The following is a 23,146-nucleotide window of genomic DNA, read 5'->3' as shown; positions in this document are numbered from 1 at the left end:
CAGACGGCCTCAATTAACCCAAAACCCTGAAAGTCAATTTGCGTTCCGCAAGACAACTTTCAGGGCTTGTTTTTTTCTTTTTAAATCAATAAGCAAAAATTTTTTGCGGAATACTTTTTATGCCGTATCAATAGAAAAATTTCATAATGTTTGATTTGATATGGGGTGCTCGATAGAATAAATACACAGGCATTCAACACAGTCCTGCTGCCGCAAGGCTGCTTTGACGAAAACAAAAATGATGAGCCGCAATAACCTATTCAACAAATACCCCGCGGTCATTCACGGAGAAGCCCGCGGGGAAAATGATGAATTTGTCCTGCATACTCGTTACCCGCGCTTCCTTGCCCTCCGTTCATTCGATGAAACTTTTTCAGAGGGATTACCGGCAGGAGCAGTCGGAGGTGAAATGAAACACACCGAAAATGGCAAACTTGCTTTTGATTCCAAAATCGACATCCGTCTGTCCGACTTCATCTTTCTCGACAGCCGTCCCGAAGATTTGGCCAAATTCGCCGAACAGCTTATAGAAGCCTGCAACCGCTGCATTGCCGATACCATCATGCCCAATGAAGAAACAAGGAAATTTGATGACTGAAAAAACGCCATTAGACAAAGCACAGGCAAAATACGAAAGCACCGCCCGCCTGAAAAAAAACAGTATCCTTCAACCGCAATACCGATAAAAAGCTAATCGAACTTGCGAACTCCTACCCAATTTTTCAGGCTAGGTGAAGCAAAAAAGGAAAACTCTACTGGTTCCCAAATTTCAACAACCTTAGGTTTCAAGCAACAACAACCAAACCCAAGTCCCCATGCTCAACACCTCAGACCTGAAACTCAAGTTGCAGGCATTTGAGCGGCAGTACGAAGCCCTCCGCAATCATTTGCAGGTTATGGAATATGTGAAAGAGGTCGATAAAGTTGTGGTTGAGTCTGCTTTGAAGGGTTTGGACAGGGAAATGGCGGTACTGCTGGAGCATTGCCAAGTCTGAAGGTTGAAGAAATCTGCCGCTTTTACCCTAACGCAAAATTTATAGTCGAATAAAATAAGAATGAGACAAGGCAGCGAAGCCGTAGACAGTACACATAGTACGGCAAGGCAAAGCAACGCTGTATCATTCTTATTTTAAATGACTATATTTTCAATATATCGATACCGTGTATTGTCGTTTCTTCAAAAAACTCAAACTCTATGTATCGGGCAAACTTTCTCCATACATGAAGCATCATATGGGTAGCGGATAAAATATGGTCTCAAGCAAATTTTGAGCATATTCCCGATAAATCAAGAAAAAGCCGTCTGCAAATTACCGGCCATACAAGATGGCTTGCATAATCGGTAATTTGCAGACGGCTTTTTTATGGTTTTATCGAATCAGAATGCTACGTAGGTAGCCGGATTCACCGGTTTGCCGTTTTGACGGACTTCAAAGTGAAGCTGTGTCCGGCTTGCATCGCTGCTGCCCATTTTGGCAATGGTCTGGCCGCGTTTCACTGTTTGGCCTTCATTAACCAGCAGGCTTTCGTTATGGCCGTAAGCACTCAGGAAGGTAGAATTGTGCTGGACAATAATCAGGTTGCCGTAACCGCGCAGGCCGGAACCTGCATAAACGACTTTACCGTCGGCCGCCGCAACAACGGGCTGCCCTGCCGTACCTGCGATGTCCACACCTTTGCTGCTGCCGCCAAACTGGGTAATGACATTACCGACAGTCGGTTTCTGCCAAGTAATGCCGCTGACTGTACGGGTTGCGCCGGTTGATACGGTCGGGGTGGTTGCTGCCGTATTGCTTGGTGCGGTAGCCGCTACGGCGGCCGGTGTGCTTGCCGGTGCGACATAACCGCTCGGTTTCACGCGCAGCACCTGCCCGATGCTGATGGTATTGTCGGTCAAGCCGTTCCAAGAGCGTACGTCATCTTGGGAAATATTGTAGCGTTTGGAAATATTGTAAACCGTATCTCCGCGTACAACGGTATGCGTGGCCGCATTAATGTCGACAGGCGCATAAGAAGGAATATAGGCACCGCCGGAACTGCCTGCTGCCGGAGCTGAGGCTGTTTGCGGGGTGTAAGGCAAATCCGATACAGAGCCGGAAGGTTGGTAAGGGGTTTCGCCGTAAGGATTGGAAGCCGCAGTGCCGCTTGCGCTTGAGGCGTTGCCGGAGTTACCTGCAATCACCGGAGCAGGCAGTTGGCTGGCACACGCGCCCAACAGTAAAGCAAGGGCTGCAGGAGCTGCATAAGATGCGGTTTTTTTCAACATATCGGAAGCCTTTATGTGGGTTTTATTATCTCTCGGGGCATATCATAATAAAAATATTCCCTATTCTCAAGTGCTGCAAGTGTTTTCTCCCCCATCGAAAAATCCGCGCCTGATTTGCCTATGATGCGTTTTCTTTTTTATTTTCATCAACATCTGTTTGAAATTTTTGACATATCACGGCCGTCTGCAAAACAGGGAAATGATTATTAACCAAAGTTAACCCGACTGATACCGTCTTTGACACGCTTATCCAGTATATTCCTACCGAGATTGAATTTAGGGAAACGCCGTACCGATGATCATCAAACGCAATTTTTTGCTTCATTTCGCTTTCGCCAGCCTTTTGCTGGCTGTCGGCAGCATGGTTCAGGCTGCCTCACATTCCTCGTTGCTGCGTGATGATTTTTATCCCAACTGCGATGTGCGCCAACTGAATTTGTCTCCCGAGCAGCAAAAATCTCTGCGCCTTATCCGTATGGATTACAAGAAGGCAAACGAGCGTGCTTCCCGCAAGGTTTCGCGCATCGACCGTACGCGCAGGCAGAATATCATCAAGGTTTTGTCCGCTTCCCATTTCGATCAGAATGCTGCCCGCGATTATGTTGAAAGCCGTTATCTGGCCAGCATGGATTTTGCAGTAGATGAGCTGGCTATCCAACACCGCTTTTTCCAATTATTGAATTTTTCGCAACGTCAGCAATGGCTGTCGAGCTGTTTGCGCTGAAGACAGTTTCCATACTCTTGCCGTCTGCAAATATTCGGTTTGAAAAAAGCACTTCGTAATGAAGTGCTTTTTTTATCGGGCAAACAATCATTGTGGGTAAATATAGTCTTTTAAAAGAGAATGATACTGCGTTGCTTTGCCTTGTCGTACTATCTGTACTGTCTGCGGCTTCGCTGCTTTGTCTCATTCTCATTTTATTCGACTATACAGGCGGTGTACAGCATTACCGTATTGTTCTGATTTTGAACCCGCCCGTACTGTAACGGTCTGCCCCGCCCGTTTGCTTGCTACACAACTCTCTCTTCGGGAAGCCGCCCGGCCCAATCGCAGGCAAACTGCCATGCGGAGCGGCCGGAACGGTTGCCGCGCATCTGCGCCCATTGCAATGCGGCTTTTTGTGCGGTTTCATCATATTCCACGCCAAAATCGGCCAACCAGTTTTGTACTGCTTGAAGGTAGTCGTTTTGATCGAACGGATAGAAACTCAACCATAAGCCGAAGCGGTCGGATAAGGAAAGTTTTTCTTCTACGGCTTCTTTTTGATGGATTTCTCCGCGTATACCGGTTGTTCCGCCGTTTTCGTCCATATATTCGGGCATCAGGTGGCGGCGGTTGGAGGTGGCATACACCAGCACATTGCTGCAACGCTGGGATAATCCGCCGTCCAGCGTGGTTTTCAGGGCTTTGTAGGTTTCATCGCCGCTTTCAAAGGATAAATCGTCGCAAAATACGATGAATTTTTCGGGGCGTTGCGCCAATAATGTCAGCAAGGCGGGCAGGCTGACCAAATCGCTTTTATCTACTTCGATCAGGCGCAATCCTTTGTCTGCATATTCATGCAACAGGGCTTTGACCAGCGAGGATTTGCCCGTGCCGCGCGCGCCGCTCATCAATACATTGTTTGCCGGACGGCCTGCGAGAAACTGCTCGGTATTGCGTTTCAAGCGTTCGGTTTGGCTGCCGACTGCTGCCAGTCTGTCCAAAGGAAAAGTATGCGGATTAGGCAGGCTTTCCAGTACTCCTTTCCTCCCGATACTCTGCCAGCGGTAGGCCAATGCACGCCAATCGGTCTCGCCCTGCTCGGCAGGTAAAACCAAATCCAAACGGTTTAATACCGAATAGGCTTTTTTCAAAAATTTCGCCAGTTTCATGATGTTTCCTTTTTGCAGACGGCATTTTGCAGACGGCATTACCGTTTACGGCTTGGTCTGCTGCGCCATCACCCGCATAACGGTATCGACAACGGCCTGCGTTTGCGGATCGATTTCGATGTTGATTTCGTCCCCCGCTTTTCTGCTGCCGAACAGGGTACGTTGCAAGGTTTCCGGAATCAGATGGACGTTAAACTCGCTGTCGCTTACTTCGCCGATGGTCAGGCTGCATCCGTCCAAACCGACAAAGCCTTTGGTTAGGATATAAGGCTTGAGTGCTTCCGGCAAAGCAAACCAGACGGTGCGGTTGAGGCCGTCTGCATCGATACGGGTAATCCGCGTTACCGCCATCACATGGCCGCTCATCACATGACCGCCGATTTCGTCGCCAAACTTGGCGGCGCGTTCCAAATTTACCGCATCGCCGTTTTGCAGACGGCCTAAATTGGTTTTCAACAGCGTTTCCCGCATCAAATCGAAGCTGATGCGGTTGCCGTCTATTCGGGTAATGGTCAGGCAGCAGCCGTTATGGGCGACGGATGCGCCGATTTTCAGGTTGTCTGCCATTTCCTGCGGCAGCTCTACAACATGGGTACGGAAATGTTCGGAAGGCTCTTCCACCTCAACAATCCGCCCCATGCCCTGCACAATACCTGTAAACATATTTTTCCTTTATTTTCTTGATGTTGCTTTATAGCAAACCGCAAAGGCCGTCTGCAAAAACGCTGCTCAAACAGCAGCCAGCCGCGCACGCATTTCGTCGATAACCGCCTGATAATCCGGCTGGCCGAAAATCGCGGAACCGGCAACAAAAGTATCCGCACCGGCTTTGGCCACTTCGGCAATATTCTCGATTTTGATGCCGCCGTCCACTTCCAACGCAATCCGCCGCCCGCTCTGCGCCTGATATTCGTCAAGCATGGTACGAACTTGGCGGATTTTGCTCAAGGTATGGGGAATAAAGCTCTGACCGCCGAACCCCGGATTCACCGACATCAGCAATACCATATCCAAGCGGTCGAGTACGTTTTCCAAAATCTGCACCGGTGTTGCCGGATTCAGCACCAATCCCGCCTGACAGCCCGCATCGCGAATCAGGCTCAGGCTGCGGTCGACATGGCGGCTGGCTTCGGGGTGGAAAGTAATGATGTCCGCCCCCGCTGCGGCAAACGATTGAATCAAATCGTCCACCGGCTCAACCATCAGGTGTACGTCTACCGGCACGCTCGCATAAGGTTTCAATGCCGCACACACCATCGGCCCGAAAGTCAGATTCGGCACATAGTGGTTGTCCATGACATCAAAATGAATCAAATCGGCACCTGCCTCAATCACGCGGCTGACTTCCTGACCCAAGCAGGCAAAATCAGCGGATAAAATACTGGGGGCAATACGGAATTGCGTCATAAAAACTCTCCATAAAATCAGGCTCGGGATATTTTACACCGGACATATTCCGCCATTTTGCAGACGGCCTTTTGCCTCGTTTTGTAAAGGCGTGTATGCTTACGCTTTTTTCCCCATAACAAACGCTTTCAAACATTATGAACTTACTTATCCGAATCAGCAACTTTATCGGCAAAACCTTTGCCTTGTGGGCAGCATTGTGCGCGCTGCTGGCCTTTGTTTCGCCCGAAATGTTTAAATGGGTATTGCCCCATATTCCCTTACTGCTCGGCGTGATTATGTTCGGCATGGGGCTGACGCTCAGCCCGTCGGACTTCAAAATCATCGGCAAACACCCGAAAGCCGTGATTATCGGCATTGTTTCACAATTCGTCATCATGCCGCTGGTTGCCTACGCGTTGGTCAAGCTGTTTGATCTGCCGCCGGAAATCGCCATCGGGGTGATTTTGGTCGGCTGCTGCCCGGGCGGCACGGCTTCAAACGTCATCACTTATTTGGCACGCGGCAATGTCGCCTTATCGGTAGCCGTTACCTCCGTATCAACCCTGCTTGCGCCCGTACTCACTCCGGTTATCTTTCTGATGCTGGCCGGCGAAATGCTCGACATCAATGCGGCGTCCATGTTTGTATCCATCGCCAAAATGGTGTTGCTGCCGATTATTTTAGGCATTGCCGCACACGTTTTGTTCCGCAGGCAAACCGAACGGGCAGCGGGCGTTCTGCCTTTGGTTTCCGTGATCGCCATTACCCTGATTATCGGTGCGGTGGTCGGCGCGAGCAAAGGCAAAATCATCGAAAGCGGGCTGTTGATTTTCGGCGTAGTGGTGTTGCACAACGGTTTGGGTTATCTTTTGGGCTTTCTGGCCGCCAAGCTCTGCAAGCTGCCTTATGCTGCCCAAAAAACACTCGCCATCGAAGTCGGTATGCAAAACTCAGGTCTGGGCGCGGCTCTGGCTGCCGCGCATTTTGCCGCTTCGCCCGTTACCGCCGTACCTTCCGCACTGTTCAGCGTGTGGCACAATATTTCAGGCTCATTATTGGCTTCTTACTGGGCGGCAAAAGCCGAAACTTCCGAACAAAAAGCAGAGCATTCCCTAAACGGATAAACTGTTGAAGCGGAAAATGCGGTTGACGCCGTCTGCAAAATGCCGATTGGTATCCGGCCTTGCTGCCGCCGTAATACCGTATCATTCTGTATAAACCGACTGCATTTTCCGACCATGTATAGTCATTTAAAATAAGAATGATACAGCGTTGCTTTGCCTTGCCGTACTATGTGTACTGTCTGCGGCTTCGCTGCCTTGTCTCATTCTTATTTTATTCGACTATAAGATGTTCCGATACGGCAAAAGGCCGTCTGCAAAATCCAATTTGCAGACGGCCTTTTGTTATGTGACTCATGCAAAATACAGTCTTTACCGCATCTCGGCTTTTCAAGCGCGCATCAATGCCTCAATTTCTGCCACACTCTTAGGCACCAGCGAGGTATAGTTTTCCGAACCCTCTTCCGTTACCAATACATTGTCTTCGATACGGATACCAATGTTGTGGAACGCTTCGGGAATATCATCGGCAGCAGCAATATACAACCCCGGCTCAATGGTGGTGGTCATACCCGGCTGAAGCAGCAGCGGCTTGCCGTCCTGCCAGCGTTTGCCCACATCATGCACATCCAAGCCAACCCAATGCCCCAGCCCGTGCATATAAAACCGCTGATATGCCTGCGATTCGATATTGCCGTCCACAGAGCCTTTCAGCAGTTTCAAATCAAGCAAACCCTGCACCAGTATCTTCAAGGCCAGCATATGGATTTCACCCCAATCCGCCTGCGGTTTCACGGCGGCGATTGCGGCTTCGTTGGCTGCCAATACAATTTCGTACACGTCTTTCTGTACCGCACCGAACCGACCGTTTACCGGAAAAGTCCGCGTAATATCGCCCGCATACAGCCCGTATTCCGCGCCGGCGTCAATCAGCAGCAAATCGCCGTCCCGCAGCACATCTTTGTTCTCAACATAATGCAGGCAACAGGCATTTTTACCGCCGGCAACGATGCTGTTATAAGAAGGAAAGCGCGCGCCCTGCCGCATAAACTCATGCAGAATCTCCGCTTCAATCTGCAACTCGCTCATACCCGGTCGGGTCTGCTTCATCGCCCGAATATGCGCCATCGCGCTGATTTCGCCTGCTTTTTTCAGCAAGGCGATTTCAGCCTCGTCTTTGACCAAACGCATCGAATCCAGCACCGCCGCCAAATCCGCCAAGCATTCCGGCGCATAAGTATTGGTTTGCACGCGGCGGCCGGCACTTTGCTGCACCTTGTGCCACTGCGCCATGACTTTGCTGTCGTATTCGGGATAAACGCCCCACAATGCATACAAACTTTTTTTGTTCAGTATGGCTTTGCCAAGATGCTGTTCCCACTCGCCGAAACTGTATGCCTCGTCGAAAGCAAACGCCTCTGCCGCTGCCTGCGGGCCGTAACGGAAGCCGTTCCAAATCTCTCCTAACTCATCTTTGTCCCGACAAAACAGAATGCTTTTGCCGCTGGCGCCGTCCAGCAGCAACGCCGCTTGAGGCTCGCCAAAGCCGGTCAGATAATGAAAATAACTGTCTTGCCGAAACGGAAATTCGGTATCGTTGCTGCGGCGTTGCTCCGGTGCGGCAAACAATACCGCAAGGCCATTACTGCCGATTTGCGCCAACACACGGCGGCGGCGTTCGATAAAGGGGGTAATGTTCATAAACCTTTCCTGTTCAGGCAATAGCTGTCCAATCAAGCCCATATCAGTATTTCAACAAATACACACCATGCAAAATGCAGACGGCATCACAGCAACCTGCCCCGTTGCGCCGTTCTGATGCTTGCATGCCACAACAAATCGCAAACGGAAACCCATCATGCCGTCTGCAAAACCATCTATTTACAGACGGCCTAGCGGCGTTTGGCAGACTCGGCCTGTTTGCTTTTGGCTTCCGAAACCCGCCAAGCCAGCCACAAAGCGGCTGAAGCGCCCAGCATATCGGCAATGCCGTCTGCAAACGAGCCTTGCCGTGTTGCCGTCCACACCGCCTGCGCGCATTCTCCGGCTACAGCATACACCAGCGCGGTAAGCCACAGCGTGCGATACGGTATGGCAAGTTTTTCCTGCATAAATGCTTTGGCACACAACCAAAACTGTGCGAAAAACAAAGCAAAATGCGCCACTTTGTCGAAATGCGGAAACGGCGGCACACCGCCTCCCGACTCCCGAAAAAGCAGCGAGTAAATCCCCGCCGCCAGCCACAAAGCGGCAAGCAGGGTAAATTTGTTGCGCGGTATCTGCATATCAGGCTTCTTCATCCAACCATGTTTGGCAAATGTTTGCCAAGCGTACAAACTTGCCGCCGCGCTGCTGCAATATTTCGCGCCAGTGCGCCACGTCTTCAGGTGTCGGCGCATCGTCCAAGCTGCATTCGTACAGCCAAAAATCCAGAGTTTCTTCGACAATGCCGACAGACTCGGTTTGAATCAAATCTAAAAGTTCGGACATAATGATTTCTTTTCGCGGGTATCTTTTCGATGGTTTTTTGCAGACGGCCTGAACCAACCAGCCTGAAAACCTTATTTGCTGTGTAAAAACCGCTGCGCTTCTTCCCATTCGCCCGCAAGCAGTTTCGGAAGACCCTGCAACGATTTGCCGACAGAGTCATCAATCAACTGCCGGTCGGCCGCACCGGGCTTGTTCAACACATAACCTATCACCAGATTTTTATCACCCGGGTGGTCGATGCCGAGCCGCAAACGGTAGAAGTTGGGCGTACCGATACGCGCCTGAATGTCTTTCAAGCCGTTGTGCCCGCCGTTGCCGCCGCCCAATTTGAATTTGATGCGGCCGCACGGAATATCCAATTCATCGTGCACCACCAAAATTTCTTCCGGCTTGATTTTGTAAAATTGAGCCAATGCCGCCACCGCCTGACCGGAGCGGTTCATAAACGTGGTCGGCTTCAACAGCCAGACATCACCGCCCTCGTGCGACACCCGCGCCACTTGGCCGAAGAATTTTTTTTCTTCTTTAAATGTTGCCTTCCACTGCCAAGCCAGCTCGTCCAAAAGCCAAAAGCCGACATTATGACGGGTCTGTTCATATTCCGCGCCGGGATTTCCCAAGCCGACAACCAATTTGATTTTATTTTCTGACATGATGTTTTTAGATATTTTTATATGAAAATGCCGTCTGCAAACGGCGTAAAACCAAGCATTCTGCCCGAACCACCCTCAGTTACTGCTCCCGAACGCGGCGGCGGCGGGCTTCTTTCGGATCGATTAAAAGCGGGCGGTAGATTTCGACGCGGTCTTTATCCCGCAAGACGGTTTCGTCTTTTACCCGTTTACCGAAAATCCCCAAAGGGGCCGTCTGCAAATCGACTTCGGGAAAGTGTGCCGCCATATTGCTTTGCAACACAGCCACGCGAGCAGTCGTACCCTCCGCTACCCGCAGCGTTTCCAAAACCTGCCTGTCGGGTAGGCCGTAAACCAATTCAATCTCAAGCATAACGGCGGTCTGCCTCCTTAACAAAAGCCTCTACCAGCGTATTGCTCAAATGATTGAATACCGGAGAAATCAGCGCGGACAGCAGGCTGCTGGAAAAGTCGTACTCCAACTTAAACTCGACTTTGCACATATCGCCGCCCAAATCAATAAATTTCCATGTGCCGCGCAATACTTTAAACGGCCCTTCCAGCAAATCCATACGGATTTCCTCGCCCGGAATATTATGATTGTGCGTTGCAAACGACTGCTGCACGCGCATATAGTCCATAAACAGGCGCGCTTTCAACTCATTGCCGCTGCGTTCGATCACCTCGGTTTTGCTGTACCACGGCAGAAACTGCGGATAATCTTCCACCCTGTCCACCAATTCAAACATCTGCGCCGCGCTGTGCAGCACCAGCATACTTTTCTCTACTTTTTTCATAAGTCCGGCGTACGTTTGCACAAACCGCCATTATAAACGAAACCGCCGCATTTTTCAGACGGCATTCCAACAGCCGAACATACAAAAAGCCGTCTGCAAAACGGCTTTTCCACTCCAACACCTTACCAATCGCCCTCAGGCACACAGCCATGAAACCAAACCATGCGCCGCAAAAAGCGCAGCAACCCCACCTCTGCAACCCAAATTCCGGCAAAGTAGCGCCACGCCGTATCCCGCTTATCCCGTACACCTGCCCCTTGCCGCCTTAACATCACTTAACCTGTTTTCTGCCCAAAGCATTCAACACCGCCACCGCCACAATCAGCGCCACACCCGCATATTGCAACACACCCAGCCGCTCGCCAAGCAAAAACGCCGCCAGCAAAACAGCCGTCAACGGTTCAAAAATCGTAAACACCGAAGCCTTCGCCGCAGGCATTTTTTCCAATCCGCGCATAAACAGAGCAGACGCCGCAATCGTACCCACCAGCGACAAAGACACCGCCGACAACCATACAAACCACGGCTGAAACCATAACTTATGCAATGCCCGATGAGTATCCGGCAGAAACAGCAACAACAGTGCCGAACAACAAATAGACGTAAAAAATACCAGCATAGGCGGATTGCCCGACATCGCGCGTTTGCCCAATACACCATACAGCGCATAGCAGATACCCGACCCCAAACCCGCCGCAATACCCGCCCAATCTGCCGCACCGCCGCCGGTCATCGTCAAGCCCACACCAGCCGCCGCAACTACCGTCAATACCGCCTGCCGCTGCGTAATACCCTCGCCCAACAGAATACGGGCAAAAATCAAGCTCCACACCGGCGCCGTATAGAGCAACGCCACCGCCAAAGAAGAACCCACCTTCGACACCGCCGCAAAATACAGCATACTCATGCCCAACATACCGATAAACGACTGCCCCACCAACACCGGAAGCTGACGCAAACCAAGCTGTTTCAGATACGGCAGAAAATACGGCAACACCGCCAACAGCAAAAAAGCAGCAATCACAATCCGCAATGCCGCCACCTCCGTACTGCCGAACGACAGACGGTTGAGCGTCGCACCCAGCACGCCGAGCGAACCCCAGCAGACCGCACCCGCAATAATTTGCAGCGTTCCCACGGTATGTCTATCCATTATCCCCCCTTATACTCCTCCCCAACCTGCCGCCCGATATTTTGCAGACGGCATACCGTACCGCAATGCCGTCTGCAAAATCAATAGAACGATTATCCTAGCATATCCGCCTGCTTCTGCGAACCTGCCATAGAAAAACAACAGCCCTCCCCGCATAACCCACATAAATAACCAAAATAACAAAACCGCGACGGCTTCCACCGCAAACCACCCCTTACAACACCCATCTGAAAAACTTGCATTTTTCCAAGAAATAGTTATAATGCGCTTCTCTTACGGCGGGTCTCCCCGCATGGTTATTCGGAACAACGGGTCAGGGGCGGAAGCCAGCAGCCCACTCCGATGCGCCAGTGCCGGGGGTTTGGCTCGCCGCCCTATTTGAAAACACCGAACGATGGAAATCTTCGGTGTTTTTTGTTTCGGCTGTTTGCCGTGTAATCGGATTATCAGCACAAAAGCCGTCTGCAAAATGCACGATTTGCAGACGGCTTTTGTTTACTTAGCCATAGCATACCATTACAATCAAATAATACCGTTTGTTACGATTGAAGTCAGGAGACATATCATGAACGCTTCGCAACTCATTCAAAAACTTACCGAAACCGTCGGTGAAAAATTCATTCTGACCGATTCCGCCAAAACCGAGCCGTACCGCCAAGGCTACCGCTTCGGCGAGGGGCGGGCGTTGGCGGTGGTGCGGCCGGGTACGCTTTTGGAAATGTGGAAAATTCTGCAGGCTTGCGTGGAAGCAGATGTGATTGTGATTACACAGGCCGCCAATACGGGGCTGACCGGCGGTTCGACACCCGACGGCAATGATTACGACCGCGACATTGTGATTGTGAACACCATGCGCATCGATATTATCCAGCCGATTAACAATAACGAACAAGTCGTGTGCCTGCCCGGTTCTACCCTGAACCAACTGGAATTGCTGCTGAAACCGCTGGGACGCGAGCCGCATTCGGTGATTGGTTCGTCGTGTATCGGCGCATCGGTATTGGGCGGCGTGTGCAACAACTCGGGCGGTGCATTGGTGCAGCGCGGACCGGCTTATACCGAAATGGCACTGTATGCGGAAATCGATGCGGAAGGCCGTCTGAACTTAGTCAACCATCTGGGCATCGACTTGGGCGACGATCCCGAAGAAATCCTGACCAATCTGCAAGGTTGGCACTATCAGCGCAAAGACATCAGCCAAAACGCGGGCAAAGGCCACGACCACGCCTATTGCGAGCATGTGCGCCAAGTCGACGAACCGACCGCCGCCCGTTTCAACGCCGACCCGGCGCGCCATTACGAGGCTTCCGGCTGTGCGGGCAAACTGATGGTGTTCGCCGTGCGTCTGGACACATTTCCGCAAGAGAAAAAAACCGCCGTTTTCTACATCGGCACCAACGACATCAACGAACTCACCGATATCCGCCGCACCGCGCTGGCGGAGTTTGAAAACCTGCCGGTATCGGGCGAATACATCCACCGCGATGCCTTCGACATTGCCGATGTTTACGGCAAAGACACATTTTATGTGATTAAGAAATTCGGTACGCACCAACTGCCGAAATTGTTTGACATGAAAGCGCGCGCCGACCGCTTCAGCCGGAAAATCAGCTTTCTGCCCAAGCATTTTTCCGATAAGGCATTGCAGCTTTTGAGCAAAGTGCTGCCCGATCACCTGCCGAAATCCATGCGCGAATACCGCGACAGATACGAACACCACCTGATTTTGAAAATGGGCGGCAGCGGCGTGGACGAAGCGCGCGCGTTTCTGAAACAGTATTTCAACGGCAAAAGCGGTGCATATTTCGAATGCAGCCCCGAAGAAACCCAAGCGGCGATGCTGCACCGCTTTGCCGTCGCTTCCGCCGCCATCCGCTACCGCGCCGTACATGAAGAGGAAGTGGAAGACATCGTCGCCCTCGACATCGCCCTGCGCCGCGACGACCGCGACTGGTTTGAAAAGCTGCCGCCCGAAATCGACAGCAAAATCAGCCACAAGCTCTACTACGGCCATTTCATGTGCCATGTATTCCACCAAGACTACATCGTTAAAAAAGGACACAACTGCTTGGATTTGGAACACGAAATGTGGAAGCTCCTCGATGATCGCGGCGCACAATATCCGGCGGAGCACAACGTCGGCCACCTCTACCGAGCCAAACCGGAATTGAAACAGTTTTACCGCAAACTCGATCCGACCAACAGCTTCAACCCGGGCATCGGGCAGACCACCAAAAAGAAAAACTGGGCGGAGTAAAGTTACCCGACTATATGTTGATATAACCGGTATTTAAGACCAAGGCCGTCTGCAAAATCCATATTTGCAGACGGCCTTTTCGCACGGAAATTTATGCCGGAAGAAATTTATAGTCATTTAAAATAAGAATGATACAGCGTTGCTTTGCCTTGCCGTACTATGTGTACTGTCTGCGGCTTCACTGCCTTGTCTCATTCTTATTTTATTCGACTATAACGTTAAAGAAAATGCAAGATACAGCCGAACCACACTAAATGAAACAAGGCAGCCAAACCGCCGACAATACGGGAAGTACGAGAAGCGGCGGCTTTACTGCTTCGGCAGTTTGGCTGAACCTGTTCTTCAAACAAAACGCAACAATGCCGTATTGTGCCGCGTCAAATTGCTTTTTACCGAAAACACTTCGGTGCGTACATTTTCGCAGTTTTTATCTGCCGATTCCCGATTTTCCCTTCTTTCCCACCCGATGAGAAAGTCATTTTTCTAAAAAATTCTTTTCTGCTATGTTCTCCTCATAAAAAAATCCATATTTTCAGGAGAAACAATCATGCATCTGCTCAACCGTGCATTTTCCGTATCCGCATACATTAATGCGGCAGAAAAGCCCGTTTCTCCCCGCGAGATTACCCAAGCACTCGCCATTCCCTTATCCACTCTGTACCGCTTGGTAGCGATATTGAAAGACTGGGGTTATGTGGCCGACAGTACGGAGGCAGGTTTGCTGACTTCAGGCCCGGTTTTCTTGCATAACGGCCTGTATCTCCGCTACGGCTTATTGCCGCAAACCGCACGGCAGTCCCTGCTCAAGCTCGCCGGCCTTACCCGCGAAACCGTTGCCGTGATTACCTCGACACCCGTACAAACCGTTTGCATCGATATGGTGGAAAGCCCGCAACGCTTACGCTGTTCGTTTGCTGTCGGCGAAGTGCAGTCTCCCGTCCGCGGTGCAAGTGCCAAAACCCTGCTTGCCTTCCATGAGCCGGAAAAATGTCGGGAAATCATCAAGCTCTCATTATCTGATTCGCAAGAGCAGGAATATCTGTACCGCAATCTGTCCGAAATCCGCCGGCAGGGATACGGAACCAGCTTGGGTGAAGTAGATGAAAACATTTGGGGCGTTTCTGCTCCCATCTTTAAAAAAGACACCCTACTCGGCGTGGTAACAGTTATGGTACCCGAACACCGCGCCATCGGGCAGAAGGAGCGGTTTGTGCGCTCCGTACTGGACTGCACCACCTCCATCAATGAGTTAATCCGGCTTGCTTAAACATAAATAGAGGAAAGTGTTACTGATACCAATCATCCGTACAGAATGTTTTCTGTCGGTATCAATCAAACTTATTACCGATTTTTCTACAAGGAGCGTACCATGAACCCAATCAGCCTAAGCAGTTTTGAAACGCTGCTGTTTGCCTTACTGGTCTATCTGCTGGGGCACCGCCTGAATAAGCAGACGGCCCTGCTCAATCATTACTGCATTCCGGCACCGGTAACGGGCGGGCTGCTTTCTTCATCGGTAATCACGCTGCTGTCTGCCGTCCAAATCGTCGATATCCGTTTCGACAACAGCCTGATGTCGTATTTTATGTTGATTTTCTTCACCACTGTCGGATTGGGAGCCAATTTCCGTTTAATCAAATTAGGAGGCAAGATTCTGATGGTTTATTGGCTGGCCTGCGGCTTTCTGGCTCTGGCCCAAAACATTATCGGCGTTTCGATGGCTTCCGCACTCGGTTTGGATCCCTTAATCGGCGTATTGGCCGGAGCGGTATCTATGGAGGGAGGACACGGAGCGGCGGCCACTTTCGGCAAAACCATCGAAGAGCTCGGCGTGGCCAACGCCATGCCTGTCGGTTTGGCGGCGGCTACCTTGGGATTGGTTGCAGGCAGCTTGAGCGGCGGGCCGGTTGCCAAAAAATTGATTGAGCAATACAACCTTACCCCCGAAACATTCCGGCAGGAGCAGCACGCGCAATCGGTCATCGATGCCGTACAAGGCGGAAAAAGTAGTTGGAGTGCCGATAAAGTTTTACATATGCTGATGTTGATTACCGCCTGCTGCGTAGCGGGACAATGGTTGGCAAAAGGTTTTGTTTCCCTGACCGGCTTTTCTCTGCCTGCCTATGTTCCTGCCATGTTTTTGGCCGTATTAGCGCGCAATCTTCTGGATTTGAAAAATACCGAGATTGTCGATTTCAAACTGACCACGCTCATCGGCAATATTTCCTTGGCTGTCTTCCTAACCATTGCATTGATGGGCATTAATCTGATACAGATTGCCGATCTCGCACTTTCCCTGATGATGATTGTTGCCGTTCAAGTATTATTTGTCGTATGGTTTGCCTATTTTGTGTTATTTAAATTATTGGGCAAAAACTACGATGCCGCCGTCATGGCTGCAGGCTTTTGCGGCCACGGCTTGGGCGCCACACCCAATGCCATTGCCAATATGGATGCTGTTGCCCAAAAATACGGCTATTCTTATCAGGCATTCATTATTGTTCCCGTGGTCGGCGCATTTCTGATCGATCTTTTCGGTATGCCGATTATCATCACGACAATCAATATCTTATCCAACCCGTAAGGAGAAAACATGGAATATTGGAACGGCCGTATTGATGAGGAAGAAGGAGAAAACGGTCTTCGCTGGCACCAAAAAGTGCAAACTTATGACGGCAGCCAAGCCGTTGCCCTCATCGGTTTTGCTTGCGATGCAGGAGTAGCGCGCAATAAAGGAAGAACCGGTGCCGCGCAAGGGCCCGACGCTTTGCGCCAATCTCTGTCGGGGCTGCCCGTATTCGGCAGCGTTCCCGCCGATGCCGGCAATATTGTCTGCCATGGCGATGACTTGGAAAACGCCCGACAGCGTTACACACAATCATTGCTGCATATGATGGTACACGGCACCTTCCCCATCGGTATCGGGGGAGGACACGAAATCGCCTATGCCTCGGGACGCGCCCTCTATCAGGCATATCCGCAGAAAACCGTCGGCATCATCAACATCGATCCCCATTTGGATCTCCGTATCGACAGCCGCCCCGGCTCCGGCACTCCTTTTCGTGAGCTTGCGGACGACTGCGCACAATCCGGCAGACCGTTCCATTACTTATGTTTGGGAGTCAGCAAATTTGCCAACACCCAATCTTTGTTCAACCGCGCCGACAAACTGAATGTCCGCATGATTTACGATACGGAACTGCTAACCCAGCCGTGGGAAACCACCGCCCGACGCATCGATGATTTTTGCGCGCAAGCAGATGTTATCTACCTGACCATCGACAGCGATTGCATAGCAGGCAACCCCGCCGTCAGCGCGCCTGCCGCATTGGGTCTGCCGCTGCACCTGATTGAAACGGCTGTACGGCAAATATTTTCATCACAAAAAGTCCGCATTGCCGATGTAGCGGAATACAACCCTCGCTACGACCGCGATGCCCAAGGAGCCAGAATGGTGTCCCGTTTGATTGCCACCATCACCGAAGAAGTCGGAAAAACTTTTTCCTGAGACAGCGCCGCTCTTGAGACCAAAAGGCTGTCTGCAAAATGGCAGGCAGCAAACCCAAAGGATTTCCGAAAGCATTTTGCAGACGGCCTTTTTCATGATTCATGCCCCAACGGAAACCATATCAAAAAAGCCTGAATCACGCGGCAGCACAACAGGAGCAATCTGAAGCCCAAGCATAGCGAAAGCCCCTCGGAACATCTCATTACTCGGATATTCCGGCGTACTCTTGACATCTTTCCCCATTCAAATATACCTTTTCACTACTTATCTTACAAAAACAGAATAAACATGACTTATCCGCCCATTCCACCTGCTCCCGAACTTAATTGGGACGATCTGGCAGCCATTCCCATCAGCGAAAATCATGTGCCGCTCAAAATGCTCGAGCCGGGCAACCGTCTTCGCATTCGTCCGTTTTATTTTGAAAACGGCATATCCGGAGCCATAAACAATATTTATCTGCGGGAAGAAGCCCTAAACCGGCTGGAAACCGCTCTTTCCCTGCTTCCCGAAGCATACGGGATAGAGGTGTTGGACGGCTGGCGGCCGGTCGCGGTTCAAGAAGCATTGCGGAATGATTTTTACCGCAAAATCGTCTCACGCCACCCCGAATATTCCGAAGCGGAGATTGCAACGGTACTCGATCAATTTGTGGCCAACCCGCACAACCATACCATGCCGCCTCCGCACAGTACCGGCGGTTCGGTTGATTTGACTTTATTCGATATGCAAACCGGGCAGGCTTTGGATATGGGTACGGCTTTTGACGAACCCAGCCGCCGTTCTCACACCGCTGCATTGGAAGAAACAGACCTCCCCGCCAAAAACTACCGCAGACTGCTGGTACACATTATGCGGCAAGCCGGTTTCAGCAATATTCCGACCGAATGGTGGCACTTCGATTACGGCAACCAAAATTGGGCGTTTTACACCCGACAACCTTACGCTGTATACGGCATGATACAAAAACCCTAAGCCGTTATTGATAAAAAGGAGAAAAAGATGTCTTGGATTTCACCCGACAATACCCTGACGTTATGGGCATTTGTGATGAGCGCGGCCGCCGCAGCCATTTATCTGGAGCAAAACTGCCGCTTGTTCCGCAAAATTCCCGGTGCGGTCATTGCCTTGCTGATTGCCCTTTTGTTTTCCAACTTGGGCATTATTCCTCTGGATTCGCCCGTTTACGACACCGTTTGGGGCTATGTCGTACCGCTGGCCATTCCGCTGCTGCTGTTCCAGCTTGATTTGAACGCCATCATCAAAGAAAGCGGCCGTCTGCTTTTGCTGTTCCTGCTCAGTTCTGTCGGCACTATGATTGGCGCGGTCATCGGCTTCACGCTGTTGAAAAACCATATTCCCGAGTTGGATAAGATTTCCGGCATCATTACTGCCTCCTATACCGGTGGAGGGGTTAATTTTGCCGCGATGACGGCAAAACTCAACCCCAGCCAAGACATGACTGCCTCAACCATCGTTGCAGATAATCTGATGATGGCGGTCTATTTCCTGATTTTGATTTCGCTTGCCGCCTCATCTGCCGCCAAACGTATCTGGCATACTCTGCCGCAACACCGCGACAATGATGCCGAGCATTCCGCAGCCGATTATTGGACAGCCAAGCCGATTTCCCTGCAAAACATCGCTGTATCGCTGGCTGCTTCCATTATTCTGGTTGCCGTTTCATTCGGCCTGTCTGCCTATCTGAAAACACTAATCGGCACAAGCGGCCACATTCTGACGGATATGCTGACAGGTTTCGTTACCGACAAATATTTGCTGCTGACCACGCTGACACTTGCCTTTGTTTTACTCTCCGGTAAGAAAAAACACTTTGCCAATGGCAGTCAGGAATTGGGAACATACTGTATTTATTTGTTTTTCGTCGTTATCGGCATACCGGCCTCGATTCCGCTGATTATCCAAAACGCCCCCTTGCTGTTTGTCTTTACCCTGATAGTCGCCATGACCAACCTGCTGCTGACACTCGGTTTGGGCAAGCTGTTCAAATTCAGCTTGGAAGAAATCCTGCTTGCCTGTAATGCCAATATCGGCGGCCCCACCACTGCCGCTGCGCTGGCCATCAGTCAAGGCTGGAAAACCCTTGTCGGTCCGATTCTGATTATCGGCACCATCGGCTACATTGTCGGCAACTACTTGGGAACCATCATCTTCACCCTGATCCAAATGCTTCCCTAAACCCACAAAAAGGCCGTCTGCAAAATCCAATTTGCAGACGGCCTTTTCATCAAAACAAACAATAATGCACGGACAAAAACACGCTGTTCCCGGCATTATTCATAAGATTTGACCGCATACAGCCGCCAAACCGCCACCGCCGCCAACAGCGCGCACAACATAAAAATCAGGCTGGACACACCGTGCCACACACCAAACGAACCGCCCAGCAGCGACAACAGCCAATTTTCCGTCTGCGTTTTATGCGCCTCGATAACCGGCGTAACCAAAAACTGATTAACAGCCAACAACACCGCCAAGACACCTGCCCAAAGCGCCGTCCGCCTGTCTGCCCGGGTTGCACTGCGCTTGGATACCCACCAAACAAACAGCCAGACCATCAGGCCGGAATACGCCAAACATGCAAACAGTTCACCCGCAATCGCGCCTGCCTGCAATTTCGGCAACGTTTTAAACAATACCGGTGCGGCAACATACCCTGCCATGATCTGCATACCCAGCCACACCGCAGCAAAAACGGCTGCAATTCTCTGCATGATTTTCCTTTGCATGATTGAAAATATAGTCATTTAAAATAAGAAAACGCCGCACCGTCCTGCTTATGCCTGCGTTTTCCGCATCTCAAAACCGATGCCGAAACAACAAAAGGCCGTCTGCAAATATACCGCATTTTGCAGACGGCCTTCATTATGTTCGGCAATATACCTGATAGCAGCTGTTCGGATTAAATATATTCGACGGAAATAATATCATACTCACGCACGCCGCCCGGAGCCTGAACTTCCGCCACATCGCCCTCTTCCTTGCCAATCAGGGCGCGGGCAATCGGCGAGCCGACATAAATTTTCCGCTCTTTAATATCCGCTTCGTCCTCACCGACAATCTGGTACGTTACCTGCTCTTCCGTTTCCAAATCTTCCAGCGTAACTGTCGAGCCGAACACGATTTTGCCCTCGGCATGAATTTCCGCCGGATTGATAATGTGGGCAACCGACAATTTATGCTCCAACTCGGCAATACGGCCCTCGATAAAGCCCTGACGCTCTTTCGCCGCTTCGTATTCCGCGTTTTCAGACAAATCACCATGCGAACGGGCTTCTGCGATGGCCTCGATGACCTCCGGGCGGGCAACGCTTTTCAGATGTTGCAACTCTTGTTTGATTAACTCGGCACCGCGGACGGTCAAAGGGATTTTTTGCATTTCAATTCTCCGTAAAAGCGTTGTTCCGCTTTTCTATTATCATACCGCCCCGATTGTCCGTATAACCGCAGGCGTAAAAATACAAGCCGCCAAGAAAAAGGCGGCTTGCTGGAATAAGACAGATGCCTGCATTGTACCAAAAACACCGGAAACCGCAATAATAAAAATGCTTTTTCTGCGGATTTTTCGTTATCAGAAAAGGCCGTCTGCAAAATGCCGGAATCCGTGTTCAAAACAAATCCATGTGCGGCTTCCCTGCCTATGCAGCCGAAATCCGCAGCAGTTGGATCAGCATGATATGTCCTATGCCGCCGATGAAAAAATTCAGACGGCATCATGCCGTCTGAAAGCAGTAATCTGCAAGGTTGTCCGCTCCATCTTAAAATGGTTGTTTCTATATCATTTATAAAATGTAAATTATAAAATGCTTTAAAATCAATCAATTAAATATTAACTTGTCAAAATTGAAGTGTGAATATGTAAAAATAAAGAATAAAAAGACTAGATTTCAGATTTTATTTTTACACAATGTACTTACTATAAAATACCAAACAGATAATATTTGTCCATAAATTCATTGAGTTGATTATGCCATTTTTACACTTATTGACTAATCACGATTAAATCCACCTCATCAGTCAGTAACTTTTCAAAATTTGACACAATATCAATGTTGGGGAACCATGCTAATGCCCGAGTGGTTGAACGCTCAAAAAATTTTATCACGTTAAACCGATGATCATTTTTAAAAAAGGGAACGTGGAAAATACGGGTAGAATACCCACTCCCCACAATGGCAACATTAATTTTCTTCATATTTGGCTATCCTTAATTAATAAAATTGTGGCGAGTATAAGATCGTTTCTATCTAGCCATTTGCGAATAAATTAGCAATAGGTTTCCAATGTAACCCCAAATGTACACCCACTAAAATTTGCAACCAATGGGTGCTGGTCATATGAATTTTTCACATTAAATCTGTGGTAGAGTGGAATAGCATTTCCACCAATAGATGTTTAGAAAGCATAATGCCACTGATACAAGCGGTTAAAAATAACAAAAAAGTTGCAAAATTGACCGCACTTTGCAAAATGCGATAGCTGTTATAACTGCCTGAAAAGGTCTTTTTGAGCCACCATGTATTCAGTGAAAGATGTGAGATAATCAAAGCAAAAAAGACCAAGCCGAGCCATTCGTGCGTGATTTCTTCATAAAGATGATAGCCAAAAAGAGAAAGCAATATTGCCGTTAGAACCAAATCTTGAGCGAGTTGGAGGAGATATTTTTCTTCATAAAATTGAAATTTAAATGGTAGGGACATACGCTGTGTGCCCCTACATTTTTATTTTGTATAACCATTTTCGGTTAAGAATTTAGCTAATCTTTTTTCCACTTGTTGTTCAGCCCTTACCGTTTTATGCAAATACGCCTCAAAACCGTTTTTCACGTTGGCTTGTGGTTGAAGTTGCTGAATATCTTTATCCGTTCCACCCAAACGACTGCCACCGTGACCAACCACCGGCACAATATTTTTCCCACTAAAGTCTACTTGCTCGAGCAAAGAATAAAGCGCCATTGGCATTTTGTACCACCAAATCGGATAGACCAAAAATACCGTATCTACATCGGTTATCATGCCAAGACAAGTGAAATCATGGCATTTGTTTGGGGCAAACGTGATTTGCAAACCGCTTTGGCTTTAAAGCAGCGTTTAAAAGCACTCAAAGTAAGCTATGAACGTATTGCCGGCGATAATTGGGATGCTTTTGTAAATGCGTTTTCTGATACCGGTGACCAATGGGTGGGTAAGCAACATACTAAAGCGATTGAGGGTAATAACTGTCGGATTCGGCACAGATTAAGTAGAGCCGTCAGGCGCAGTTGCTGTTCTTCCAAATCAATGTTTTATCATGTTAAATCTTTTAATATTGGATTTTAGGCAATCAATCATCCCAAACAAATTTAACCCAGCACACTTTTCAGGACACCACCAATGTTTTAAATAAATAAGGAAATATGCAAATGAATAAATTAACAGCAGGTCGCCCAAGCGCAACTAAAAGCAAACTTTCTGTTGCTGATGTCAGCGAGCAAGAGCGTATTAAGCGGATTAGCTTTGATATGACAGAAGCCAATCATCGTGAACTAAAAAAATATGCGGCGGAACAGGGCGTAACCATTCGGGAAGTGCTGAATGGTTTAATTGATGAGTTATTGGCGAAAAAGAAAAAATAATTGAAAGCAGTGTTGATGGGTAACAACACAGCTTAAAAATTTTACAATATAAAACAATGTTATATGAATAATTTGTAAAAAAT

Annotated in this window: 29 protein-coding genes and 1 other RNA gene; 13 read left to right on the top strand and 17 right to left on the bottom strand. The window is 49.6% G+C overall.

Going from position 1 to position 23,146, the window contains the following annotated elements; all coding sequences use genetic code 11:
• The first annotated feature begins 238 nt into the window (after positions 1 to 238).
• Both EL111_RS04455 and EL111_RS04450 read left to right on the top strand, forming a co-directional pair.
• Positions 239 to 598, top strand: coding sequence for a hypothetical protein (locus EL111_RS04455; protein WP_231998417.1), 360 nt, complete (start codon positions 239 to 241; stop codon positions 596 to 598).
• A 217-nt stretch (positions 599 to 815) separates the two neighbouring features.
• Positions 816 to 995 carry a hypothetical protein gene (locus EL111_RS04450; protein ID WP_123794844.1) on the top strand — a complete coding sequence of 60 codons (180 nt, stop codon included), beginning with the start codon at positions 816 to 818 and terminating at the stop codon, positions 993 to 995.
• Positions 996 to 1,378: 383 nt separating this feature from the next.
• Here the strand turns inward: EL111_RS04450 and EL111_RS04445 are convergent, their stop codons facing one another.
• Positions 1,379 to 2,266: a peptidoglycan DD-metalloendopeptidase family protein gene (locus EL111_RS04445; RefSeq protein WP_123794845.1), complete on the bottom strand. Its 888-nt coding sequence runs from the start codon at positions 2,264 to 2,266 to the stop codon at positions 1,379 to 1,381.
• Between the two features lie 295 nt (positions 2,267 to 2,561).
• On the opposite strand from EL111_RS04445, the gene EL111_RS04440 reads away from it, so the two are divergent.
• Entirely contained in the window at positions 2,562 to 2,990 is a 429-nt protein-coding gene (locus EL111_RS04440; protein WP_123794846.1) for a Spy/CpxP family protein refolding chaperone, read from the top strand.
• A gap of 287 nt (positions 2,991 to 3,277) precedes the next feature.
• On the opposite strand, the gene EL111_RS04435 is transcribed toward EL111_RS04440, so the two are convergent.
• From EL111_RS04435 to rpe, 3 genes are all read right to left on the bottom strand, one after another.
• Positions 3,278 to 4,141, bottom strand: a complete 864-nt coding sequence (locus tag EL111_RS04435; RefSeq protein ID WP_123794847.1) for an ATP-binding protein — start codon at positions 4,139 to 4,141, stop codon at positions 3,278 to 3,280.
• Between the two features lie 45 nt (positions 4,142 to 4,186).
• Entirely contained in the window at positions 4,187 to 4,804 is a 618-nt protein-coding gene (locus tag EL111_RS04430; protein WP_123794848.1) for a riboflavin synthase subunit alpha, read from the bottom strand.
• Positions 4,805 to 4,870: 66 nt separating this feature from the next.
• Positions 4,871 to 5,548 (bottom strand): ribulose-phosphate 3-epimerase, encoded by a 678-nt coding sequence (gene rpe / locus EL111_RS04425; RefSeq protein WP_123794849.1) that lies wholly within the window; start codon positions 5,546 to 5,548, stop codon positions 4,871 to 4,873.
• 137 nt (positions 5,549 to 5,685) lie between these two features.
• On the opposite strand from rpe, the gene EL111_RS04420 reads away from it, so the two are divergent.
• Positions 5,686 to 6,654, top strand: coding sequence for a bile acid:sodium symporter family protein (locus EL111_RS04420; RefSeq protein ID WP_123794850.1), 969 nt, complete (start codon positions 5,686 to 5,688; stop codon positions 6,652 to 6,654).
• Positions 6,655 to 6,981: 327 nt separating this feature from the next.
• Here the strand turns inward: EL111_RS04420 and pepP are convergent, their stop codons facing one another.
• From pepP to EL111_RS04385, 7 genes are all read right to left on the bottom strand, one after another.
• A complete protein-coding gene (gene pepP / locus EL111_RS04415; RefSeq protein WP_123794851.1) occupies positions 6,982 to 8,292 on the bottom strand; it encodes a Xaa-Pro aminopeptidase in 1,311 nt (436 codons plus the stop codon).
• Positions 8,293 to 8,483: 191 nt separating this feature from the next.
• Positions 8,484 to 8,876 (bottom strand): VanZ family protein, encoded by a 393-nt coding sequence (locus tag EL111_RS04410; RefSeq protein WP_123794852.1) that lies wholly within the window; start codon positions 8,874 to 8,876, stop codon positions 8,484 to 8,486.
• Between the two features lies 1 nt (position 8,877).
• Positions 8,878 to 9,081: a dioxygenase gene (locus EL111_RS04405; RefSeq protein ID WP_123794853.1), complete on the bottom strand. Its 204-nt coding sequence runs from the start codon at positions 9,079 to 9,081 to the stop codon at positions 8,878 to 8,880.
• A 71-nt stretch (positions 9,082 to 9,152) separates the two neighbouring features.
• Positions 9,153 to 9,734 carry an aminoacyl-tRNA hydrolase gene (gene pth / locus EL111_RS04400; RefSeq protein WP_123794854.1) on the bottom strand — a complete coding sequence of 194 codons (582 nt, stop codon included), beginning with the start codon at positions 9,732 to 9,734 and terminating at the stop codon, positions 9,153 to 9,155.
• Positions 9,735 to 9,813: 79 nt separating this feature from the next.
• A complete protein-coding gene (locus tag EL111_RS04395; protein WP_123794855.1) occupies positions 9,814 to 10,086 on the bottom strand; it encodes an RnfH family protein in 273 nt (90 codons plus the stop codon).
• Positions 10,079 to 10,510 carry a type II toxin-antitoxin system RatA family toxin gene (locus EL111_RS04390; RefSeq protein ID WP_123794856.1) on the bottom strand — a complete coding sequence of 144 codons (432 nt, stop codon included), beginning with the start codon at positions 10,508 to 10,510 and terminating at the stop codon, positions 10,079 to 10,081. Before EL111_RS04390 ends, EL111_RS04395 begins: the two co-directional genes overlap by 8 nt.
• Before the next feature lie 271 nt (positions 10,511 to 10,781).
• Positions 10,782 to 11,663, bottom strand: a complete 882-nt coding sequence (locus EL111_RS04385; protein ID WP_123794857.1) for a DMT family transporter — start codon at positions 11,661 to 11,663, stop codon at positions 10,782 to 10,784.
• A 277-nt stretch (positions 11,664 to 11,940) separates the two neighbouring features.
• Between EL111_RS04385 and ffs the strand changes: the two genes are divergently transcribed.
• From ffs to EL111_RS04350, 7 genes are all read left to right on the top strand, one after another.
• Positions 11,941 to 12,037, top strand: an RNA gene (ffs, locus tag EL111_RS04380) — signal recognition particle sRNA small type.
• Between the two features lie 191 nt (positions 12,038 to 12,228).
• Positions 12,229 to 13,920 (top strand): D-lactate dehydrogenase, encoded by a 1,692-nt coding sequence (gene dld, locus EL111_RS04375; RefSeq protein ID WP_123794858.1) that lies wholly within the window; start codon positions 12,229 to 12,231, stop codon positions 13,918 to 13,920.
• Positions 13,921 to 14,467: 547 nt separating this feature from the next.
• Positions 14,468 to 15,187 carry an IclR family transcriptional regulator gene (locus EL111_RS04370; protein WP_123794859.1) on the top strand — a complete coding sequence of 240 codons (720 nt, stop codon included), beginning with the start codon at positions 14,468 to 14,470 and terminating at the stop codon, positions 15,185 to 15,187.
• A gap of 102 nt (positions 15,188 to 15,289) precedes the next feature.
• Positions 15,290 to 16,504 (top strand): sodium/glutamate symporter, encoded by a 1,215-nt coding sequence (gene gltS, locus EL111_RS04365; protein ID WP_123794860.1) that lies wholly within the window; start codon positions 15,290 to 15,292, stop codon positions 16,502 to 16,504.
• A gap of 9 nt (positions 16,505 to 16,513) precedes the next feature.
• Entirely contained in the window at positions 16,514 to 17,428 is a 915-nt protein-coding gene (hutG, locus tag EL111_RS04360; RefSeq protein WP_123794861.1) for a formimidoylglutamase, read from the top strand.
• Positions 17,429 to 17,716: 288 nt separating this feature from the next.
• Entirely contained in the window at positions 17,717 to 18,403 is a 687-nt protein-coding gene (locus EL111_RS04355; RefSeq protein WP_123794862.1) for a M15 family metallopeptidase, read from the top strand.
• Between the two features lie 27 nt (positions 18,404 to 18,430).
• On the top strand, positions 18,431 to 19,627 hold the full coding sequence (locus EL111_RS04350; protein WP_123794863.1) for a DUF819 family protein: 1,197 nt from the start codon (positions 18,431 to 18,433) through the stop codon (positions 19,625 to 19,627).
• A gap of 95 nt (positions 19,628 to 19,722) precedes the next feature.
• On the opposite strand, the gene EL111_RS04345 is transcribed toward EL111_RS04350, so the two are convergent.
• The 6 genes from EL111_RS04345 to EL111_RS04320 form a co-directional block, all read right to left on the bottom strand.
• A complete protein-coding gene (locus EL111_RS04345) occupies positions 19,723 to 20,163 on the bottom strand; it encodes a DUF4149 domain-containing protein (RefSeq protein ID WP_123794864.1) in 441 nt (146 codons plus the stop codon).
• Between the two features lie 188 nt (positions 20,164 to 20,351).
• Positions 20,352 to 20,828 carry a transcription elongation factor GreA gene (gene greA / locus EL111_RS04340; RefSeq protein WP_123794865.1) on the bottom strand — a complete coding sequence of 159 codons (477 nt, stop codon included), beginning with the start codon at positions 20,826 to 20,828 and terminating at the stop codon, positions 20,352 to 20,354.
• Positions 20,810 to 21,271 carry a hypothetical protein gene (locus EL111_RS04335; RefSeq protein WP_123794866.1) on the bottom strand — a complete coding sequence of 154 codons (462 nt, stop codon included), beginning with the start codon at positions 21,269 to 21,271 and terminating at the stop codon, positions 20,810 to 20,812. Before EL111_RS04335 ends, greA begins: the two co-directional genes overlap by 19 nt.
• Positions 21,272 to 21,431: 160 nt before the next feature.
• Positions 21,432 to 21,644 carry a Gfo/Idh/MocA family oxidoreductase gene (locus EL111_RS04330; RefSeq protein WP_005628486.1) on the bottom strand — a complete coding sequence of 71 codons (213 nt, stop codon included), beginning with the start codon at positions 21,642 to 21,644 and terminating at the stop codon, positions 21,432 to 21,434.
• A 151-nt stretch (positions 21,645 to 21,795) separates the two neighbouring features.
• On the bottom strand, positions 21,796 to 22,149 hold the full coding sequence (locus tag EL111_RS04325) for a hypothetical protein (protein WP_197717773.1): 354 nt from the start codon (positions 22,147 to 22,149) through the stop codon (positions 21,796 to 21,798).
• A gap of 21 nt (positions 22,150 to 22,170) precedes the next feature.
• The gene (locus EL111_RS04320; RefSeq protein WP_005612106.1) at positions 22,171 to 22,464 is read right to left on the bottom strand and encodes a flavodoxin; all 294 of its coding nucleotides are present in this window, start codon (positions 22,462 to 22,464) and stop codon (positions 22,171 to 22,173) included.
• Between EL111_RS04320 and EL111_RS04315 the strand changes: the two genes are divergently transcribed.
• Positions 22,378 to 22,767: an IS1 family transposase gene (locus tag EL111_RS04315; RefSeq protein ID WP_162842955.1), complete on the top strand. Its 390-nt coding sequence runs from the start codon at positions 22,378 to 22,380 to the stop codon at positions 22,765 to 22,767. The two genes, EL111_RS04320 and EL111_RS04315, sit on opposite strands and share 87 nt — an antisense overlap.
• 83 nt (positions 22,768 to 22,850) lie before the next feature.
• Positions 22,851 to 23,063: a hypothetical protein gene (locus EL111_RS04310; RefSeq protein ID WP_005653483.1), complete on the top strand. Its 213-nt coding sequence runs from the start codon at positions 22,851 to 22,853 to the stop codon at positions 23,061 to 23,063.
• Positions 23,064 to 23,146 lie beyond the last annotated feature (83 nt).

This window comes from Neisseria animalis (assembly GCF_900636515.1).
GTDB classification, from domain to species: Bacteria; Pseudomonadota; Gammaproteobacteria; order Burkholderiales; family Neisseriaceae; genus Neisseria; species Neisseria animalis.
This window is presented reverse-complemented; position numbering and strand designations above follow the sequence as displayed.

Bases quoted from the DNA above. Each gene is read 5' to 3' on its own strand.
- EL111_RS04370 (WP_123794859.1), top strand. From the start codon at position 14,468: ATGCATCTGCTCAACCGTGCATTTTCCGTATCCGCATACATTAATGCG.
- EL111_RS04440 (WP_123794846.1), top strand. From the start codon at position 2,562: ATGATCATCAAACGCAATTTTTTGCTTCATTTCGCTTTCGCCAGCCTT.
- greA (WP_123794865.1), bottom strand. From the start codon at position 20,828: ATGCAAAAAATCCCTTTGACCGTCCGCGGTGCCGAGTTAATCAAACAA.
- EL111_RS04445 (WP_123794845.1), bottom strand. From the start codon at position 2,266: ATGTTGAAAAAAACCGCATCTTATGCAGCTCCTGCAGCCCTTGCTTTA.
- EL111_RS04330 (WP_005628486.1), bottom strand. From the start codon at position 21,644: ATGAAGAAAATTAATGTTGCCATTGTGGGGAGTGGGTATTCTACCCGT.
- EL111_RS04310 (WP_005653483.1), top strand. From the start codon at position 22,851: ATGAATAAATTAACAGCAGGTCGCCCAAGCGCAACTAAAAGCAAACTT.
- EL111_RS04450 (WP_123794844.1), top strand. From the start codon at position 816: ATGCTCAACACCTCAGACCTGAAACTCAAGTTGCAGGCATTTGAGCGG.
- EL111_RS04410 (WP_123794852.1), bottom strand. From the start codon at position 8,876: ATGCAGATACCGCGCAACAAATTTACCCTGCTTGCCGCTTTGTGGCTG.
- EL111_RS04325 (WP_197717773.1), bottom strand. From the start codon at position 22,149: ATGTCCCTACCATTTAAATTTCAATTTTATGAAGAAAAATATCTCCTC.
- EL111_RS04430 (WP_123794848.1), bottom strand. From the start codon at position 4,804: ATGTTTACAGGTATTGTGCAGGGCATGGGGCGGATTGTTGAGGTGGAA.
- EL111_RS04350 (WP_123794863.1), top strand. From the start codon at position 18,431: ATGTCTTGGATTTCACCCGACAATACCCTGACGTTATGGGCATTTGTG.
- hutG (WP_123794861.1), top strand. From the start codon at position 16,514: ATGGAATATTGGAACGGCCGTATTGATGAGGAAGAAGGAGAAAACGGT.
- gltS (WP_123794860.1), top strand. From the start codon at position 15,290: ATGAACCCAATCAGCCTAAGCAGTTTTGAAACGCTGCTGTTTGCCTTA.
- EL111_RS04455 (WP_231998417.1), top strand. From the start codon at position 239: ATGATGAGCCGCAATAACCTATTCAACAAATACCCCGCGGTCATTCAC.
- EL111_RS04355 (WP_123794862.1), top strand. From the start codon at position 17,717: ATGACTTATCCGCCCATTCCACCTGCTCCCGAACTTAATTGGGACGAT.
- EL111_RS04385 (WP_123794857.1), bottom strand. From the start codon at position 11,663: ATGGATAGACATACCGTGGGAACGCTGCAAATTATTGCGGGTGCGGTC.
- EL111_RS04405 (WP_123794853.1), bottom strand. From the start codon at position 9,081: ATGTCCGAACTTTTAGATTTGATTCAAACCGAGTCTGTCGGCATTGTC.
- rpe (WP_123794849.1), bottom strand. From the start codon at position 5,548: ATGACGCAATTCCGTATTGCCCCCAGTATTTTATCCGCTGATTTTGCC.
- EL111_RS04395 (WP_123794855.1), bottom strand. From the start codon at position 10,086: ATGCTTGAGATTGAATTGGTTTACGGCCTACCCGACAGGCAGGTTTTG.
- EL111_RS04345 (WP_123794864.1), bottom strand. From the start codon at position 20,163: ATGCAGAGAATTGCAGCCGTTTTTGCTGCGGTGTGGCTGGGTATGCAG.
- EL111_RS04420 (WP_123794850.1), top strand. From the start codon at position 5,686: ATGAACTTACTTATCCGAATCAGCAACTTTATCGGCAAAACCTTTGCC.
- EL111_RS04435 (WP_123794847.1), bottom strand. From the start codon at position 4,141: ATGAAACTGGCGAAATTTTTGAAAAAAGCCTATTCGGTATTAAACCGT.
- EL111_RS04390 (WP_123794856.1), bottom strand. From the start codon at position 10,510: ATGAAAAAAGTAGAGAAAAGTATGCTGGTGCTGCACAGCGCGGCGCAG.
- dld (WP_123794858.1), top strand. From the start codon at position 12,229: ATGAACGCTTCGCAACTCATTCAAAAACTTACCGAAACCGTCGGTGAA.
- EL111_RS04320 (WP_005612106.1), bottom strand. From the start codon at position 22,464: ATGATAACCGATGTAGATACGGTATTTTTGGTCTATCCGATTTGGTGG.
- pth (WP_123794854.1), bottom strand. From the start codon at position 9,734: ATGTCAGAAAATAAAATCAAATTGGTTGTCGGCTTGGGAAATCCCGGC.
- pepP (WP_123794851.1), bottom strand. From the start codon at position 8,292: ATGAACATTACCCCCTTTATCGAACGCCGCCGCCGTGTGTTGGCGCAA.